Raw genomic sequence first — 17,896 nt, 5'->3', positions numbered from 1 at the left:
TCATCCCTCACCCTCATGTACGAGCAACACGGCCGGAAGGACTCCAGACCATGGACGCCATCTCCGTCATCCGCACCAAGCGGGACCGAGGCGAGCTGACCCCCGAGCAGATCGACTGGGTCATCGACGCGTACACCCGCGGCGTGGTCGCCGACGAGCAGATGTCCGCGCTGGCCATGGCGATCCTGCTGAACGGCATGAACCGCACCGAGATCGCCCGCTGGACCGCCGCGATGATCGCCTCCGGCGAGCGGATGAGCTTCGCCGAACTCTCCCGCCCCACCACCGACAAGCACTCCACCGGTGGCGTCGGCGACAAGATCACGCTGCCGCTCGCCCCGCTGGTCGCCGCCTGCGGCGCCGCCGTACCGCAGCTCAGCGGCCGCGGTCTCGGCCACACCGGCGGCACCCTCGACAAGCTGGAGTCCATCCCCGGCTGGCGCGCCCACCTCTCGAACGAGGAGATGCGGCACGTCCTGGACACCACCGGCGCGGTCATCTGCGCCGCCGGTGACGGGCTCGCCCCCGCCGACAAGAAGCTGTACGCGCTGCGCGATGTCACCGGCACCGTCGAGGCCATCCCGCTGATCGCCAGCTCGATCATGTCCAAGAAGATCGCCGAGGGCACCGGCGCCCTCGTCCTGGACGTCAAGGTCGGCTCCGGCGCCTTCATGAAGACCATCGAGGACGCCCGCGAACTGGCCTCCACCATGGTCGCGCTCGGCACCGACAGCGGCGTACGGACGGTCGCGCTGCTCACGGACATGGCCACCCCGCTCGGCCTCACCGCGGGCAACGCCCTGGAGGTCCGGGAGTCGGTGGAGGTCCTGGCCGGCGGCGGCCCGCAGGACGTCATCGACCTCACCCTGGCGCTCGCCCGCGAAATGCTGGACGCGGCCGGGCTCAAGGACGCCGACCCGGAGAAGGCCCTGGCCGACGGCTCCGCGATGGACGTGTGGCGCCGCATGATCTCCGCCCAGGGCGGCGACCCGGACGCCGCGCTCCCCGTCGCCCGCGAGCAGCATGTGGTGACCGCGCGCTCCACCGGCGTACTGACGCGCCTGGACGCGTACGACATCGGCGTCGCCGCCTGGCGCCTCGGCGCGGGCCGGGCCCGCAAGGAGGACCCGGTGCAGGCGGGCGCGGGCGTCGAGCTGCACGCCAGGCCCGGCGACACCGTGACCGAGGGCCAGCCGCTGCTGACGCTGCACACGGACACCCCGGAGAAGTTCGACTACGCGCTGAAGGCCCTGCCCGACGCGTACGACATCGCCCCGGCCGGTACGGAGTTCGCCCCGCTGCCCGTGGTGCGCGAGCGCATCGCGTAACCGGGGGGTACACGACGCGCGGCCCGCCGCACGGATCTTCGAGATCCGTGCGGCGGGCCGCTGTCGTACGGAGCGTCAGCCCCTGCGGGGCCTCAGCACCTGCGGGGCCTCAGCACCTGCGGTCCGGGGTCACTTGCCCAGGTACGCGCTGTGGATCGTCACCGACGACTTGTTGCCCTTCTTGTCCGTGACGTTGGCCTTGAAGGAGATGGCCTTCCCCTTCGCCGGGTTCTTCACGGAGATCTTGCTCTTCTTGACGGTGACCTTCTTCCAGGTCTTGCCGTCGTTGTAACTCACGTACACCGTGAGCGACTTGAGATTCTTGCCGGCGGCCGATCCCTGCACCTTCACCGGCACCGAGACGGCCTTGCCCGCCTTGGCCCGGCCGTCCGTGCCCAGCGCGGGGCTGAAGCGGACGGTGGACGCCGGGAGCTGGGCGCCCGGCGTCTTCTTGGAGCGGAACGACCAGCTCGCGTCGGTCCGGGTGGACAGCGCACCGATCTTCGCGCTGTGCCGCACCGAGGTGGTGAGCTTGTAGTCGGCGGCACCCGAGGGAACCCTGAAGAACTCGCTGCCCGTCAGCGGGTCCTCGTTCTGGGCGATCTTCTTGCCGTTGCGGTAGAGGACCGTCTTCACCGAGGAGAGCATCGGCGAACCGTAGTTGCCCTTGCCGTCGGCCAGGACCGGCACGGCGGCGGAGATGTCGTTGCCGCTGCGGAAGATGCCCGACTCCGGGGACAGCAGGGGGCCGAAGACGCCGGTGTTCACGGTCTTCGGGTAGCTCTTGCCGCCCTTGTACGCGGCCTCGTCGCCGATCGTGTAGTACGCCTCGGTCAGCGGGAAGCCCTCCGGGTCGTGCCCGCCGACCTGCTCGAAGTCGAAGCTCCAGCGGGCCTTGTCGAGCGTGGAGACGCGGACCGTGCGGGTACCGGGCAGCTTCTGCTCGGTACCCGTGGCGAAGAACTGCCCGCTGTCGGGCAGCGAGGCCCACGAGTAGATCTGGCCGGTCTTCCTGGAGACCGCGCCGACCCCCATGGACACCTTCAGCGTGGCGAACTGACCGGCCGTGAACTTACGGCTGTAGCCCGTCGCGAGCTGCTTCACCTTTCCGCCGAGCGCGATGTTGTACTCGCTCGACGCACCCTTGGTCCAGCTGCCCGTCCAGCTCTGGGAGAGCGAACCGTCGGTGACCTTCGGACCGACGTGGGCGGTGCCGAAGCCCTTCGTGTCGCCCAGGATCCAGCCGAAGCTCGCCTCGCTGTTCTTGGCCGAGACCGTGTACCCGGCCATCAGGCCCCGGGCCTTGGTGCCCTTCTCCGGCAGCGTGAAGGAGACCGGCTTCGCCGTGCGGGCGTCCAGCGTCACCGCGGTGGCCCCGGTGACGTTCAGCTTCGGCTGAGCGAGCCAGTCGACGCCTGCCTCGGGGTCCTCGCTCGCGAAGATGTTGGCGTTCAGCGCGTACGTGCCCTTGGGCACCCGCACCTTGGCCACGCCGTCGGTGACCACCGGGGCGAGCGAGAGCCCCTCCTCGGTGCCGCCGAGCGCGTCCAGAGCGACCTCCGCGTAGGCGGGCGCCCCGCCGGTGCGGCCGATGGTCTTCAGCGTGACGTCGTACGCCTCGCCCTCGCGCTCGACCGCGGCCGCCGTGCGGACGCTCTGCCCGCCACCGGTGCCCACGACATACGCGGAGTACGCGCCGTTCTCCGCGCCGCCGAGCCGGGTGTCGGCCGTCAGCTCCACGTCGGCGGTGCCGCCCGCGGGGACGGTGACCTTGTCGGCGCCGAGGGCGAAGAAGCCGGCCGGAGCGGGCTTGCCCTTCGGTCCGGTGCCCGCCACCGTCAGATCGAGCGTGACGTCGCTCGTCCCGAGGTTGCGGTACGTCACCTTCTTCGTGACCGGGGTGTCATCGGTGTGCGGCCACTCCTGCACACCGAAACTCACCGAGACCGGGTCGGCGACGATGCTCTGGCCGAGCGCCTTGTCGACGGCGATCCGCCCCGAGCCCTGCTGGAACGCGTTGTACGCGCCCGGCTTCGTGGAGGCCGTCAGCGCGCCCTTCAGCTCGGTGTACGTCCACTGCGGGTGCTGCTGCTTGAGGAGTGCCGCGGCGCCCGCGACATGCGGGGTCGCCATCGACGTACCGGAAATGCTCAGGTAGCCGGGCGGGTTCTGGCCGACCTCCTGGTCGATGGCCGAACCGGGGGCCGCGGCCGCCGTGATGTCCACGCCGGGGGCGGTCACATCGGGCTTGATGGCACCGTCACCGATGCGCGGACCGCGGCTGGAGAAGTCCGCCAGCACGTTCTTGTCGTCGACGGCACCGACGGTCAGCGCGGCGTCCGCACTGCCCGGCGAGCCCACCGTGCCCGCTCCGTCGCCCTCGTTGCCCGCCGCGATGGCGAACAGGACGCCCTTCTCGGCCGACAGCTTGTTGACCGCTGCTTCGAGCGGGTCGATCTCGGGGGTGTCGCCGCCGCCGAGGCTCAGGTTGACGATGTCGGCGCCCTGCGCGACCGCCCACTCCATGCCGGCCAGGATGCCGGAGTCGTCGCCGAAGCCGTCGTCGTCGAGGACCTTGCCTTCGAGCAGCTTGGCGTCCGGGGCCACGCCCTTGAACTTTCCGGCCGACCGGGCGCCCGTACCGGCCGCGATCGAGGACACATGCGTGCCGTGCCCGACCCGGTCCTTGGTGTCGGGCGAGGAGCTGAAGTTCTTCGACGCGAGGATCTGGTTCTTGAGGTCGGGGTGCGTGGGGTCCACACCCGTGTCCAGGACCGCGATCTTCACGCCCTTGCCGGTGTACCCGGCCTGCCAGGCGGCCGGTGCGCCGATCTGGGCGACGCTCTTGTCCAGGCTCGCCCGGCGCACCCCGTCCAGCCAGACCCGGTCGATGCCCGCCGCCGTGGTGCGCTGGGGGCTGTGCGCCTGCTTGCTGGTGAGGGCCTGCCAGATGTCCTTGGCGTCCCTCTTCGGTGTGGTGACCGACTCCGCGTTCAGCGACTTCAGGCTCCGGCCGACCCGGGTGGCACCCGCGTCACGCACCTCGGCCTTCGCGGCCGCCGCCTGCGCTCCCCGGTAGCCGACGATCAGCCGCAGGCCCTTCTGCTGGGCGCGGCGGTTCTCGGGGCGGTTCAGCTCCGTGATGTCGAAGAGCCGCCGGTCCAGCTTTCCGGAGGTGATCAGCCGGTGGGCGTCGGCGGGTATGACGAGCGTGTGCCCGTCGCGTATCCGCTTCTGGACCGGTATTCCGGCACGCCCCTTCGCGGGCTCGAAGCCCACGACCCGTCCCTTGGCGTCGACCGTGACCCGGTCGCCGGTGATGAGCGTCAGATGGTGCGTCGCCCTGGCCGCGGCACCGGCTTCGGAGCCGGTGGGACCGGCCCTGTCCGGCTGTGCCGCGGCGGGCGTGGCCATCCCCGCCGCGATGGCCACGGCTGCTGCCGCGGCGATCGTCGAAACGCACGCGCTCTTCACGTGTCTGCGCAACTCTCCCCCTGGAGAATGAGGCGGTTCCTGGGAACCGTTGGTCTGCGGGCACCGCTGTGCTGCCGATGCCCACAGGTTCACAGAACAAGAGGGGGAAACGTGCGAACAGGTTCACGAAAGTGGTGCATGAGCAAGGAGTTGACGAAAAATGTACGGGTGAGTGATCCGAACTGTGGGCAGACGGGCGGAATCACGGGCGGGCGGCGTCGATTTCTCGACAGCCGCAGATGAGTTTCGGCGGCCGCGTCGGTCTGCTTGGTGTGGATGCCATGAACCCGATCGTTCTTGTCGTCGCGGGCCGCGTCACCCGGTCCGCCGTGCCGGGGCTCTGCGCGGAACTGGAGTCGCTGCTGCGGAGCCCGCGAGCCGCCGCCCTCGACCCGGCCGAGGCGGTGGAATGCGACGTGGGCGGGGTCGTCCAGCCGGATCTGGCCCTGGTCGAGGCGGTGGCCCGGCTGGGGCTCGTCGCGCGCCGGGCGGGCGGCCGACGGATACGGCTGCGCCGGGTGCCGCCGGAAGTCCGGACCCTGCTGCACCTGGTGGGGCTGGCCGACGTGGTGGCCCTGGACGACCCGGAGCAACGGGTTCCAGGGCCACACCGACCGCCCGTGCCCTGAGGAGTCTCCCGCTCAGTCCGGGACGGTGCGGGCGCACGTCACCGCGTAGGCGGTCTGGCTGTCGCCGGGTGGCGTCGGCAGCGGTGACGGCGGCGGTTCGTCGCAGAGGTGGTCGTACCAGTGCTCCGGCTGCGGCCCCGGCTCCGCGCCCGCACCGGCGGAGGGCCGGGGGCCGGCCCGCTCGTCGCGGCCGGCTCACCCACCCACTGGGTCAGCCCCCAGCCGCCCGCCGCCAGCACGGCCCAGCCGCCCACCAGGGCGTACCGCCCCCCCCGGCCGTACCGCCGTTCCCGGCCGGGGCGTCGGCTCACGCCGCATCGGCGGGGAGGTGGTCGGGCAGCCCGAACAGCGGGAACCAGCGCGGGGTGTCCAGGAAGCAGTGCATCCCGGAGATCGCACCGTCCGTGATGTCGATGACCTGCAACGCCCACGGCACGAAGCCGGGCCCCTCGGGGTTCGGCTTGTAGTGCGCGAACGCCGGTGTCCCGTTGGCCTCGGTCGCCACCAGACGGGAGCCCGCGCAGCTCGCGCCGAAGGAGAGCATGAAGCCCGTGATGTCCTCGTGGCCCTTCAGCCAGAGGTCGAACGGCGGCATCGTCATCACCGCGTCCTCGTGGAGCAGCGCGGTCAGTGCCGTCATGTCATAGCCCTCGAACGCCGCCACGTACCGTTCGAGGAGCTTCTGCTGCTCCGCGTCGAGCGGGTTCGCGGTGTCCGCGGCCACGCTCTCGGTCTCCGTGAGCGTGGCCCGCGCCCGCTGGAGGGCGCTGTTGACCGAGGCGACCGAGGTGTCGAGCAGTTCGGCGACCTCACTCGCCTTCCAGGCGAGGACCTCGCGCAGGATCAGCACGGCCCGCTGCTTGGGGGGCAGATGCTGAAGCGCGGCGACGAACGCGAGGCGCACCGACTCCCGGGCCACGGCGGCCTCCGCGGGATCTTCCATCGACGGCAGGATCCGGCCGTCCGGCATCGGCTCCAGCCAGGTGTTCTCGGGCAGCGGGTTGAGCGCTGCCTGGGCCAGCGGGGTCGGTCCGCTCAGATCCACCGGCCTGGCCCGCTTGTTGCCCGCGCTCAGCATGTCCAGACAGACGTTCGTCGCGATCCGGTAGAGCCAGGACCGCAGCGAGGAACGGCCCTCGAACTTGTCGAAGTTGCGCCAGGCCCTCACCAGGGTGTCCTGGACCGCGTCCTCGGCCTCGAAGGCCGAGCCGAGCATCCGGTAGCAGTAGCCGGTCAGCTCGACCCGGTGCCCTTCCAGACGGCTGTCGACGCTCGCCGTGGCCGTCTTCGTCAGATCGCTCATCGCTCCACCCCTGTTGCGCCGTGACACCACTCATCCAGCACTCTGGAAGCTACCGCAGGCCACTGACAATCGGGTGGAAAGCACTAAGACCGACCGCCCCCCATGTGCCGGTCGGTCCAAAGCTCCTCACGTTCCGGGCTTGCGTCCGTACACGAAGACGTCGTCGCCCTTCTTGAGCAGCTTCCAGTACGACTTCGCGTCCGCGGGCCGCATGTTGACGCAACCGCCCGAGCCGGGAGGGTTGTACATGGACTTGGTGACGGAGTGGAACGCCTGGCCGCCGTCGAAGAACTGGGAGTACGGCATCCAGACCTTGTAGATCGTCGACCAGTGCTTGATGTCGCGCCAGTACACCTTGCTCGCGCCGGTCCGCGTCTCCGCGCCGTCGCGCCCGGTCCGTACCGGCACCGGACCGAACTTCAGCTTCTTGCCGTCCTGGATCCAGCTCAGCTGCCGCGTCAGGTCCACGCACGCGATGCGCCCCTTGTCGGTGGGGCACTTCCTGTCCTTGTTGGGGTTCTTCCCCGCGGCCTTCTGGGCGAGCATCGTGTTCATCGTGCGCCAGGTCAGCGGCCCCGCGTACCCGACGGTGGGCGTGATCCCGTGGGCCTTCTGGAACTTCTGGGTGGCCTTGCAGTCGGCCGTCGACTGCTTGCCGTCGACGGGCCGCTTCAGGAACTTCTCCACCTTCTTCTGGTACGGCCCGGTGGACTTCGTGCAGGACGCCGCCTGGGCGGCGGTGCCGGTGCCCAGGACCAGCGCGGGCGCCGCCAGCAGCCCGGCGACGGACAGCGCGACCCCGCGCCGCAGCCGCACGGCAGGCATTTTCTGTGTGACTCTCATGTACGCCAACTCCCCTTCGCAGGCAGTACGTTGGTCTCGCCTGCTAGACGCGCGAAGGGAAGTGGGGGTTGCGCGGGGTGACGTCTCGATCGCGTTCCGGTTCGGGTTCGGCCGGTTCGCGCCGTCGCCGGTTCGGCCGGTTCAGCCGGTTCCCCGTTCGGCGGGCGGTGGTTCAGCGGGTGGCGGGGACGAGCGCGCGCCGTTCGGCCCGCGCGACCCGGGTCCCGTACAGCGTGATCGATACGACGCCGAGGACCGCGAGCAGCCCCAGTGCCACCGTCCCCGCCCAGCCCCCGGCGTGGAAGGCGACCGCGCCGAGCGTGCCGCCCACGCTGGAGCCCAGGTAGTACGCGGACTGGTAGAGCGCGGACGCCTGGGCGCGGCCCGTGGTGGCCGTACGGCTCACCGAGGACGAGGCGACCGCGTGCCCGGCGAAGAACCCGGCCGTGATCAGCACCAGGCCCAGCAGCACGGCGGGCAGTCGGTCCGCCAGCGAGAGCAGCAGACCGGCGGCCGTGGTGGAGACGGCCAGGTACAGCGCTCCCCGGCGGCCGAGCCGGGCGACCAGCTGTCCGGCCGCGGCGGAGGAGACCGTACCGACCAGGTAGACCAGGAAGATCGAGCCGACGATGCCCTGCGGGAGGCTGAACGGGGCCTCGACCAGCCGGTAGCCGATCACGGTGTAGACCGCGCCGAACACCGTCATGAACAGGGCGCCGATCGAGTACAGGCGGCGCAGCAGCGGATCGGCGAGATGCCCGCCGACGGTCTTCGCCAGGGCCTTCGGGTTCAGTGAGCCGGGCGTGAAGTGCCGGGCCTTGGGGATCATGAAGTGGAAGACGACCGCGCAGGCCACGGCGAGCAGCCCCACGGCGCCGAGCGCGGCCCGCCAGCCCCACAGCTGGGCGACCCAGCCGGTGAGGATGCGGCCGCTCATGCCGCCGATGCTGTTGCCCGCCACGAACAGTCCGATCGCGGCCACCAGCGCCTTGGGCCGCACCTCCTCGGCCAGGTACGCCATCGCGGAGGCCGGCAGTCCGGCGAGCGCGGCACCCTGCACGGCCCGCAGCGCGATCAGCCAGCCGAGCGACGGGGCGAACGGGATGAGCAGGCCCACCAGTACGGCGACCGTCAGCGAGGCGGTCATCATCTGCCGCCGCCCGAACCGCTCGGAGAGCGCGCTCAGCGGCAGTACGCACAGGGCCAGTGCCCCGGTCGCCGCGGAGACCGTCCAGCTCGCCTGTCCCGCCGTGGCGCCGAAGGAGGCGGAGACGGCGGGCAGCAGTGCCTGGGTGGAGTAGAGGAGGGCGAACGTCGCGACCCCGGCGGCGAAGAGCGCGAAGCTCATCCGGCGGTAGCCGGGGCGGCCGGGCTCAAGACGCGCGGGAACGTCGGTGCCGGAGGCGGCGGAGGCGCCGGCGGTGGCGGCGGTGGTGGAGACGGGGGACGGCGCGGCTGAGGCATCCACGGCGAGGGTGGATGCCCCGGTACTGGCAGGAGGCATACGTCGAACGTAGGCTTCCGCGTTTCATGCGTCCAATGCACGAACTCGACATAATCGTTCCCATGGTGCATGAACGCAGCTCACAGCCTCGGCTGTCACCGAGCAGTTACGAAGAAGACATCCGCGCGGTACTCGCGCCGAGGCTCGCGTACTTCGAGGCGGTGGCCCGTCACGAGCACGTCACCCGTGCCGCGCAGGAGCTGGGAGTCCCGCAGTCGACGCTCTCGCGGGCCATGGTCAGACTCGAACAGGACCTGGGCGTCGCCCTGTTCGCCCGCAAGGGCCGCACCGTCTCGCTCACCCCGGCGGGCCGCACCTTCCTGGGCTCGGCGGAGCGGGCGCTGGCCGAGGTGGAGAAGGCCGCCGACTCCGTACGGGCCGACGCCGACCCGAGCGCGGGCAAGGTCGCCTTCGGCTTCCTGCACACGATGGGCTCCGAGACCGTGCCCGCCCTGATCCGGGCCTTCCGCGTCGACCACCCCAAGGTCCGCTTCCAGCTCGTCCAGAACTACGGCGAGGCGATGATCGAACGCCTGCGCGCGGGCGGCCTCGACCTCTGCCTCACCTCACCCGTCCCCGACGCCCCGGACCTGGTCGCCCGCCGCCTCGACGAGCAGCGGCTGCGCCTGGTGGTTCCCGACGACCACCGCCTCGCGGGCCGCCGCCGCGTCCGCCTCGCGGAGGCAGCCGACGAATTCTTCGTCACCCTCGAACCGGGCTACGGCCTGCGGCGGATCACCGACGACCTCTGCGCGGAGGCGGGCTTCACCCCGCGGATCGCCTTCGAGGGCGAGGAGGCCGAGACCCTGCGCGGTCTGGTCGCGGCGGGACTCGGGGTGGCCCTCCTGCCGCCCCCCGCGGTGGCCCGGCCCGGCGTCGTCGAGCTGACCGTCACGGCGCCGCGCGCGGCGCGGGAGATCGGTGTCGCCTGGCTGGACGGCCACCCGGACACCCCGCCCGTCGCCGCCTTCAAGCGCTTCCTGCTCTCCCGCCGGGGCCACCTGCTCCCGGACTGACCGGGCGCGGCTGACTCCCGGACCGACCGGCGCCGCGGGCGCGGCCGACGCTACGGGCGCAGCGAGCGGCCGAATCCGGCGGCCAGCGGCATCCGCAGCCCCAGCGGCGGCGGCGCCGCGAGCGCGTCGGCCACCGGCCGGGCGTAGGACCGGGCGAACAGTGATCCCCGTACGAAGTCGGCGGCCAGCGCCTCCACTTCGGACCGGTGCTGGCGCAGCGCGTGCCCGTCGGAGTGGACCTCGAAGCGGCAGGTGTCCCGGTTGGACTTCTTGGCCCGCTCGGCCAGCCGGTACGACAGCTCCGGGTCCGTGTGCGCGTCGTTCGTGCCGTGCACGATCAGCACCCGCCGCCCCACCAGCTGTTTCACCGGCTCCGGCTCGGGCTCGTCCGGGGTGTGCTCCGGCAGCCAGGGGGCCATCGCCAGCACGGACGTCACGGCTGTGTGCCCGCCGGCCCGCAGCGCGGCCCGGCCGCCCATGCCGTGGCCCACGAGGCAGACGGGGACGTCCCCGTAGCGCCGTACGACCTCGTCGGCCGCCCACTCGGCGTCCGCCGCCGGGGCCGCGTCACCGTTCCAGCCGCGTGCGCGGTAGCGCAGCACATGCACCGCGAGACCGTCGCCCCGGCCCGCGCGGGCCAGGGTCCGGGCGAACGGCAGCTGGACCGCGTACGACCAGGGCGAGGGGCGGCGGGGCGAGTCCGCCTTGCCGTCCGGGAGCAGCAGAACGACGCCGCTGACCTCAGGTGGTGCTCCGGCCGTGAGGACGGCCCGTCCCAGCCTCGCGGCAGGCAGGGGAAGTGCGCGCTGTGCCATGACAGAACAGTCTCAGAAGGAGAGGTGTACTCCACCCGACTTCGCGGTCACTGTTACGCATCGGCGAAGCGCTCTACGCGCGTAGGCGCTAGAGTGCCAAGATGACGAGCCAGACCCTGAATGTCCCTGATTCCGACCAGATCCGGCGTGCCCCCAAGGTGCTCCTCCACGACCACCTCGACGGCGGCCTGCGCCCCGGCACGATCGTGGACCTGGCGCGCGAGCAGGGCTACGACGACCTTCCCGAGACCGAGCCCGACAAGCTCGGCGTCTGGTTCCGCGAGGCGGCCGACTCCGGTTCGCTGGAGCGCTACCTGGAGACGTTCGCCCACACCTGCGCCGTCATGCAGACCCGTGAGGCCCTGTTCCGGGTGGCCGCCGAGTGCGCCGAGGACCTCGCCGAGGACGGCGTCGTCTACGCAGAGGTGCGCTACGCCCCCGAGCAGCACCTGACCGGTGGGCTGACCCTCGAAGAGGTCGTCGAAGCGGTCAACGAGGGCTTCCGCGAGGGCGAGCGCCGGGCCCGCGCGAACGGCCACCGCATCCGCGTCGGCGCGCTGCTCACCGCGATGCGGCACGCCGCCCGCGCCCTGGAGATCGCCGAACTCGCCAACCGCTACCGCGACCTGGGCGTCGCCGGCTTCGACATCGCGGGCGCCGAGGCGGGCTACCCGCCCACCCGGCACCTCGACGCGTTCGAGTACCTCAAGCGCGAGAACAACCACTTCACCATCCACGCGGGCGAGGCGTTCGGGCTCCCGTCGATCTGGCAGGCCCTCCAGTGGTGCGGCGCCGACCGCCTCGGTCACGGAGTCCGCATCATCGACGACATCGAGGTCGCCGAGGACGGCACCGTGACGCTGGGCCGTCTCGCCTCCTACGTACGGGACAAGCGCATCCCGCTGGAGCTGTGCCCGACCTCCAACCTCCAGACCGGCGCCGCCGACTCCTACGCCGAGCACCCCATCGGGCTGCTGCGGAAGCTGCATTTCCGCGCCACGGTGAATACGGACAACCGGCTGATGAGCGGGACGAGCATGAGCCAGGAATTCGAGAGGCTGATCGAGACTTTCGGATACACGCTCGACGACATGCAGTGGTTCACAGTCAATGCGATGAAATCAGCGTTCATTCCTTTCGATGAACGTCTGGCGATGATCAACGACGTCGTCAAGCCCGGATACGCGGAACTGAAGTCCGAATGGCTGTTCCGTCAGACCGCCGCGACCAGCGGTTCTTCGTCCCTGGCGGGCTGAGAGCGACCAAGGGGAAACGGCCGGGAGCTTCGTAACCCGGCCGTTTTTCGTGTGTCGCCATGTTTGCGGAACGGGTAATGAGCTGGCTACGTTGCGAAGCCGCTCACATCCCCTTCCCCAAGGATGAATTCTCATGAAGAAGTCTGCTGCCAGGACTCTCGGCGTCGCCGCTCTCGGTGCCGCTTTCGCCGCTGCCGCCGCCGGCAGCGCCTCCGCCGTCACCGCGCTGCCGGTCGACGCCGTCGCCGGTGCGCTCCCCGTCTCCACCAGCGCCCTGGACACCGTCGCCAAGTCCCTGCCGGTCCAGGAGACCGCGAACAAGGTCCTCGGCGGCGAGGCCACCGACGCCGTCGCCCCCGTCACCGGCCTGCTCGGCGGCCTGCCCACCAAGGGCCTGTCGGCGAACGGGATCCCGCTCGGCGGCTGATCACCACCCCTGGGGCACACCACCGCACATGCCCGTGGGGCACACACCCGGTCCGGGTGTGTGCCCCACCGCGCGTTCTCCCCGTGGGCCGCGCGTCACCAGGCCGTCGCGGACGTGGCGGACTTCTCCGACGGCAGCAGCGCCCACAGCGCCAGGTACAGCAGGAACTGCGGGCCGGGGAGCAGACACGAGACGACGAAGATGACACGCATCGTCCCTGTGGAGATGCCGAAGCGCCGTGCCAGCGCTGCGCACACTCCACCGATCATGCGTCCTTCGCGGGGGCGGACAAGTGCGGCCATGGTGGGCTCCTTCGTGAACCGTTCCGGGGGGAGCGATGGGTGGCTCCCGATGTCTCCATGGTGGCTCGGTGAAGGGGTACAAAACATCGCTCTACGGTGCGATGCCGACCCTGGGAATCGTCGGGGTCGGGCCCCCGGGAGCCTCGTCCCTGAGGCGGGGGGCGTCTCGTACCCCCGACTGTCCGCGGCGGCGCAGCCGGGCCCGGCACACCGGGACGACCAGCAGATGGGCCAGTCCCACCCCGGCGGTGTTCAGCAGCAGCGAGTCGATGTCCACCACCTGTCCGGGCACCGCGGTCTGCGCCAGCTCGATGGCCAGCGAGATCAGGGCACCGGCGGCGACCGTGCGCACCAGCGAGACCCATGGGGAGACGAAGAGGCGCCCCCCGGCCAACGGCAGCAGCACGCCCAGCGGGGCCAGCAGGAGCAGCCCCTCACCGATGCGGCGGGCCGCCTCGACCGCGCCGAGAGCCAGGTCTGCCCTGATACCGGCCAACGGCTCGAAATTCGCGGCCGTCATCCAGGGCACATCCAGCGGGCGCAGAGTCAGCCACGCGACGAGCAGCAGATGCGCGAAGAGGAGAGAGACCCCCGCCGCGCGGAAGCGGATGACGGTCTGGCCGCCCGAACCTTGACGCACGTCCACCAAGACGCCACGACCGGCAGGATCGGTTCCGCGCGGCCGAAGGAAGGTGCGCCCGGCGCGACGGCGAGCGGTCGCGCCCCCGATCGCGCCTGACCGGCCCCGACCGCCCACGCCCCGGCCGAGACCGCCCCCGGCCCCGACCGCCCCCCGGCCGCGCAAGCGCTCAGCCCGCTCAGCCCGCTCAGCCCGCTCAGCCCGCTCAGCCCGCCCGATCCGCTCGGCCCGGTGCGGCTCAGCGCAGCTCGACCGCGCCGAGCGTCGGTACGTCCTGAGGCCGCGCCTTCGTCTCCGATGTGCACAGATAGCCCCGCGGCGCGTAGTTCCCGGGGCCGCCCAGGACGACGGTGCCCGCGGACACGAGCACGTCGCTCTCCGCGTAGGTGCAGACGAGCTGGGCCAGTGCCTCCGCCGACAGGTCCTCGGGCTGCTTGCTGAGCCTCAGCGTGCCCCGCGGGTCGCTCTTGTGCCCCCCGGTGACCCGCAGGCTCGTCGGCACCGCTGTGGAGAACCCGGCCCGGCGTTCGTCGGTGGGCGGCGGGGACTGCACCTCGTCCAGGAGCGCCCGCGCGACCAGCAGACGGTCGGACGTCGTCGCGGGGACCGGCACGGTGCGGTCGACCGTCACCAGCTGCGAGGCGCACACCAGATAGACGTCGACCCGGGTGCTGTCCAGCGCCTTCGTGGCGGCGTCCGGCGAGGAGAGGCGGCACGGCACCCGGGACGGTGCCGCCCCGGCGTCCACCGGCACCGACGTGGTCCGGATCCCGCAGCCGGAGAGCAGTGCCACCCCGGCCAGGGCGGCGGCCAGCGCGACGGCGGGCCGTCGCGGGCCGCCCGTGCGTCCCCTACGGGGTGCCCGGGACGCGCGCTCGCTGCGCCTCACGTCGCCTCACCCTCCTCGTTCCGGCCTTGCGCGCCGGATGTACCGGTTCCGGTTCCGTCAGTCCCGTCGGTCCCGTGGGAACGGTCGGGCCCGGCGAGCTCCTCGGCGTCGCGCGGCAGTCTGAGGACGAACACGGCACCGTCGCCGTCCGGAGAGTTCGCGGCCGTGATGTCACCGCCGTGGATATGAGCATTCTCCATGGCGATGGACAGCCCGAGGCCACTGCCCTCGGAGCGCGGCCGGGAGGCGCTGGCCTTGTAGAACCGGTCGAAGACATGCGGCAGGACGTCCTCGGGGATCCCGGGGCCGTGGTCGCGCACCTCGATGACCAGTTCCGCGCCCTCGGTCCGCACCGCCACCCGCACCGGCGAACCGCCGTGCTTGAGCGCGTTGCCGATCAGATTCGCCAGGATCACATCTAGGCGGCGCGGATCGAGCCGCACCATCATGCCGCGCTCCGCGTCCAGATCCACCGCGTCCAGCCAGGCACGGACGTCGATGCAGGCGGTGACCTGGTCGGCGACATCGACCGTGTCCAGGACGAGCCTGGCCGTACCCGCGTCGAAGCGGGTGACCTCCATCAGATTCTCCACCAGGTCGTTCAGCCGCCGGGTCTCGCTCACCACCAGATGCACGGCGGGCGCGATCATCGGGTCGAGGCTGTCGGCCTCGTCCTCCAGCACCTCCGCCACCGCGGTGATCGCGGTCAGCGGGGTCCGCAGCTCGTGGGACATGTCGGCGACGAAGCGGCGGCTCGCCTCCTCCCGCGCGGTCATGTCCGCGACCTTCTTCTCCAGCGAGTGCGCGGTCCTGTTGAACGTATGGGACAGATCGGCCAGCTCGTCCGTACCGGAGACCACGAGCCGGGTGTCGAGCTTGCCCTCGCCCAGCTTGCGGGCCGCGTCACCGAGCCGCTGCACGGGCCGCAGCACGGTCGTCGCCGCCGCCTGCGCGAGCAGCGCCGAACCGACCAGCGCCAGACCGGTGGCGATCCCCAGCGACCAGGCCAGCGAGTTCAGATCCTCACGCTCCTGGTCGAGCGACTTCAGCATGTACCCCGTCGGACCGCCGCCGATGATCTTCGTACCGGCCACCAGATACGGCTTGCCCGCGATCTTCGTACGCTGCCAGAACAGGTGGTACTCAAACTTGTTGCCCGACGTCAGCCGCTGCTTCCGGCTCACCTGCTTCTGCAGCGAGTCCGGCACATTGACCCGGGTGAACGTGTCCAGATCGGAGTAGCCCACGATCGGCTTGCCGCTGTCGCGCTCGTCCACCAGCAGCACGCTGTAGCCCGGACTGCTGCTCGCCATCCGTACGGCGGCGCTCTGCAGGTCGTCCTTGGTGGGCCGCACCGGCAGCGTGGCCGCCGTGCCCTGCATCTGCCGCCGGAAGTCCCCGAGCGCCGTGTCCTGGGTGCGGTTCAGCACCGCCTCGCGGTTCAGCCAGTAGGCGATCCCCGACGCGGACACCGCGGCGGTCAGCGCGACCAGGGCGAACACGACGACGAGCCGCAGCCGCAGACTGGTCCACCGAAGGCCCGCGCGGAGTGACCGTTTCGCGGATTCACTCACTGAGGCGAGTCCAGCCGGTAGCCCACTCCCCGCACCGTACGGATCAGGGTCGGCGAGGACGGCACGTCCTCCACCTTCGCGCGCAGCCGCTGCACACAGGCGTCCACGAGCCGGGAGTCACCGAGATAGTCGTGCTCCCAGACCAGCCGCAGCAGTTGCTGCCGGGACAGCGCCTGGCCGGGCCGGCGGCTCAGCTCCAGCAGGAGCCGCAGCTCGGTCGGCGTGAGCTGAAGATCCTCACCGTCCTTGGTGACCGTCATCGCGGAACGGTCGATGACCACGGTCCCGAAGGTCGCCGAGTCGGTGGACTCGCGCTCGCCTCGTCGAAGCACCGCACGGATGCGGGCGTCCAGCACCCGGCCCTGTACGGGTTTCACCACATAGTCGTCCGCGCCGGACTCCAGTCCCACCACGACGTCGATGTCGTCGCTGCGCGCGGTCAGCAGAATGATCGGCAGTTGGTCGGTGCGGCGGATACGCCGGCACACCTCGAAACCGTCGATCCCGGGCAGCATCACATCCAGCACGACCAGGTCCGGCCGCTGCTCCCGCAGCAGGTTCAGACCATCCTCTCCCGTCGCCGCGGTGGCCACACGGTGGCCCTGGCGTGACAGCGAGAGTTCGAGGGCCGTGCGGATGGCGTCGTCGTCCTCGATCAGCAACAGGAAAGGCACGTGGGTCATTCTGACCCATGGTGGCGCCTCAGTTCGACAGTTGGAGCCCTCCCATCGTCCTGACGCGCCACAACAGGCCCTGTGACAGCCCTGTGACAGTCGCAGGACAACGTGATGAAACTGGCCGGGCAAGCTCGTTGGCACATGAACGAACGGACTCCACCGATGAGGGGGCGCGAGATGAACGCACTGCACAGCACCAGCTCAAGCGCAGTTGTCACGCGTCTCCACGACGTCGGCCGGAGCCTGGAGAAGTCCGGTGCAACAGGGGGCACCTCCCTGGTCGAGCGGAGCCGAGAGCTCGGGGGAGGACGGGGGTGCGTTCGCGGCACCGGGCGTCAGCATCCGTCGTACATAACGGTCGTTGACGTGCCCACGGGGGCCAACGGGGGAAAGCACGGGGGAAGCGCGTACGGGGAGGTCACGGGGGAGCGGAAATCCGCGGCGGAGACCGAGGACGCCGAAGCGGCGTTCACGGCCTACGTCCAGGAGCGCCGCGCCTCCCTGTACGCAACCGCCTATCACCTGACCGGCGACCGGTTCGAGGCCGAGGATCTGCTGCAGAGCGCCCTCTTCTCGACGTACCGGGCGTGGGACAGGATCAGCGACAAGGCGGCGGTCGGCGGATATCTCCGCCGCACCATGACCAATCTGCACATCAGCGCCTGGCGCAGGCGCAAGCTCAACGAGTACCCGACCGAGGAACTGCCGGAGACGGTGGGCGACACGGACGCGATGCGCGGCACGGAACTGCGTGCGGTGCTCTGGCAGGCGCTCGCACGGCTGCCGGAACTCCAGCGCACGATGCTGGTCCTGCGGTACTACGAGGGCCGCACCGATCCGGAGATCGCGTCGATCCTCGACATCAGTGTCGGCACGGTGAAGTCGAGCATCTGGCGGTCGCTCCGTCGGCTGCGCGAGGACGAGGTCCTCAGCTTCGGCCGTGACGAGGAGGAGTCCTTCGGCGAGCTGGTGGCCTGAGGCAACGGGGGAAACGGGGATACGGGGGAAAAGGGGGAAACGGCCGGCGCTTCGGGGGAGGCGGCGGTACGGGGACACGGGGGAACGGGCCGGCGCTTCGGGGGAGGCGACGGTACGGGGAACGCAGCGGGGTCGGACGGGCCGGGGGGTCCTGTCCGGCCCCGTTCGCGTGTCCTGCCGCGGATGCGGCACCAGGCCCGTCCCGCGAAGAGCGGGCCCCGGGCCCCGGAGGTTGCCGCGA

At 71.0% G+C, this 17,896-nt stretch carries 16 protein-coding genes; 6 read left to right on the top strand and 10 right to left on the bottom strand.

Annotated features, from left to right (window positions below; all coding sequences use genetic code 11):
* Positions 1-50: 50 nt before the first annotated feature.
* On the top strand, positions 51-1,328 hold the full coding sequence (locus OG413_RS05190; protein ID WP_266803237.1) for a thymidine phosphorylase: 1,278 nt from the start codon (positions 51-53) through the stop codon (positions 1,326-1,328).
* A 129-nt stretch (positions 1,329-1,457) separates the two neighbouring features.
* Here the strand turns inward: OG413_RS05190 and OG413_RS05185 are convergent, their stop codons facing one another.
* Entirely contained in the window at positions 1,458-4,742 is a 3,285-nt protein-coding gene (locus OG413_RS05185; RefSeq protein ID WP_266809894.1) for a S8 family serine peptidase, read from the bottom strand.
* A gap of 299 nt (positions 4,743-5,041) precedes the next feature.
* Between OG413_RS05185 and OG413_RS05180 the strand changes: the two genes are divergently transcribed.
* Positions 5,042-5,431, top strand: a complete 390-nt coding sequence (locus OG413_RS05180; RefSeq protein ID WP_266803236.1) for an STAS domain-containing protein — start codon at positions 5,042-5,044, stop codon at positions 5,429-5,431.
* Positions 5,432-5,738: 307 nt separating this feature from the next.
* Here the strand turns inward: OG413_RS05180 and OG413_RS05175 are convergent, their stop codons facing one another.
* The 3 genes from OG413_RS05175 to OG413_RS05165 form a co-directional block, all read right to left on the bottom strand.
* Positions 5,739-6,734 carry a sigma-70 family RNA polymerase sigma factor gene (locus tag OG413_RS05175; RefSeq protein WP_266803235.1) on the bottom strand — a complete coding sequence of 332 codons (996 nt, stop codon included), beginning with the start codon at positions 6,732-6,734 and terminating at the stop codon, positions 5,739-5,741.
* 126 nt (positions 6,735-6,860) lie between these two features.
* The gene (locus OG413_RS05170) at positions 6,861-7,577 is read right to left on the bottom strand and encodes a L,D-transpeptidase (protein ID WP_266803234.1); all 717 of its coding nucleotides are present in this window, start codon (positions 7,575-7,577) and stop codon (positions 6,861-6,863) included.
* A 172-nt stretch (positions 7,578-7,749) separates the two neighbouring features.
* Positions 7,750-9,081: an MFS transporter gene (locus OG413_RS05165; protein ID WP_266803233.1), complete on the bottom strand. Its 1,332-nt coding sequence runs from the start codon at positions 9,079-9,081 to the stop codon at positions 7,750-7,752.
* A gap of 62 nt (positions 9,082-9,143) precedes the next feature.
* Between OG413_RS05165 and OG413_RS05160 the strand changes: the two genes are divergently transcribed.
* The gene (locus OG413_RS05160) at positions 9,144-10,097 is read left to right on the top strand and encodes a LysR family transcriptional regulator (RefSeq protein WP_266803232.1); all 954 of its coding nucleotides are present in this window, start codon (positions 9,144-9,146) and stop codon (positions 10,095-10,097) included.
* A 50-nt stretch (positions 10,098-10,147) separates the two neighbouring features.
* Here OG413_RS05160 and OG413_RS05155 read toward each other — a convergent pair whose 3' ends face one another.
* The gene (locus tag OG413_RS05155; RefSeq protein WP_266803231.1) at positions 10,148-10,912 is read right to left on the bottom strand and encodes an alpha/beta hydrolase; all 765 of its coding nucleotides are present in this window, start codon (positions 10,910-10,912) and stop codon (positions 10,148-10,150) included.
* Positions 10,913-11,013: 101 nt separating this feature from the next.
* Here OG413_RS05155 and OG413_RS05150 point away from each other — a divergent pair, with 101 nt between their 5' ends.
* Positions 11,014-12,168, top strand: coding sequence for an adenosine deaminase (locus tag OG413_RS05150; RefSeq protein WP_266803230.1), 1,155 nt, complete (start codon positions 11,014-11,016; stop codon positions 12,166-12,168).
* A 133-nt stretch (positions 12,169-12,301) separates the two neighbouring features.
* On the top strand, positions 12,302-12,595 hold the full coding sequence (locus tag OG413_RS05145; protein WP_266803229.1) for a hypothetical protein: 294 nt from the start codon (positions 12,302-12,304) through the stop codon (positions 12,593-12,595).
* Positions 12,596-12,690: 95 nt separating this feature from the next.
* On the opposite strand, the gene OG413_RS05140 is transcribed toward OG413_RS05145, so the two are convergent.
* From OG413_RS05140 to afsQ1, 5 genes are all read right to left on the bottom strand, one after another.
* Positions 12,691-12,897, bottom strand: a complete 207-nt coding sequence (locus OG413_RS05140) for a PspC domain-containing protein (RefSeq protein WP_266803228.1) — start codon at positions 12,895-12,897, stop codon at positions 12,691-12,693.
* Positions 12,898-12,988: 91 nt separating this feature from the next.
* Positions 12,989-13,543, bottom strand: a complete 555-nt coding sequence (locus OG413_RS05135; RefSeq protein ID WP_266803227.1) for a VanZ family protein — start codon at positions 13,541-13,543, stop codon at positions 12,989-12,991.
* Between the two features lie 232 nt (positions 13,544-13,775).
* On the bottom strand, positions 13,776-14,426 hold the full coding sequence (locus OG413_RS05130; RefSeq protein ID WP_266803226.1) for a hypothetical protein: 651 nt from the start codon (positions 14,424-14,426) through the stop codon (positions 13,776-13,778).
* Positions 14,423-16,000, bottom strand: a complete 1,578-nt coding sequence (locus OG413_RS05125; protein WP_266803225.1) for a HAMP domain-containing sensor histidine kinase — start codon at positions 15,998-16,000, stop codon at positions 14,423-14,425. Before OG413_RS05125 ends, OG413_RS05130 begins: the two co-directional genes overlap by 4 nt.
* Positions 15,997-16,674, bottom strand: a complete 678-nt coding sequence (gene afsQ1 / locus OG413_RS05120; RefSeq protein ID WP_073718952.1) for a two-component system response regulator AfsQ1 — start codon at positions 16,672-16,674, stop codon at positions 15,997-15,999. Before afsQ1 ends, OG413_RS05125 begins: the two co-directional genes overlap by 4 nt.
* Positions 16,675-16,854: 180 nt before the next feature.
* Between afsQ1 and OG413_RS05115 the strand changes: the two genes are divergently transcribed.
* On the top strand, positions 16,855-17,655 hold the full coding sequence (locus OG413_RS05115; RefSeq protein ID WP_266803224.1) for a SigE family RNA polymerase sigma factor: 801 nt from the start codon (positions 16,855-16,857) through the stop codon (positions 17,653-17,655).
* Positions 17,656-17,896: the final 241 nt, after the last annotated feature.

Source organism: Streptomyces sp. NBC_01433 (assembly GCF_026340105.1).
GTDB lineage: Bacteria > Actinomycetota > Actinomycetes > Streptomycetales > Streptomycetaceae > Streptomyces.
Note: the sequence above shows the minus strand (reverse complement) of the source record. Positions and strands in the feature narration are given on the sequence as shown.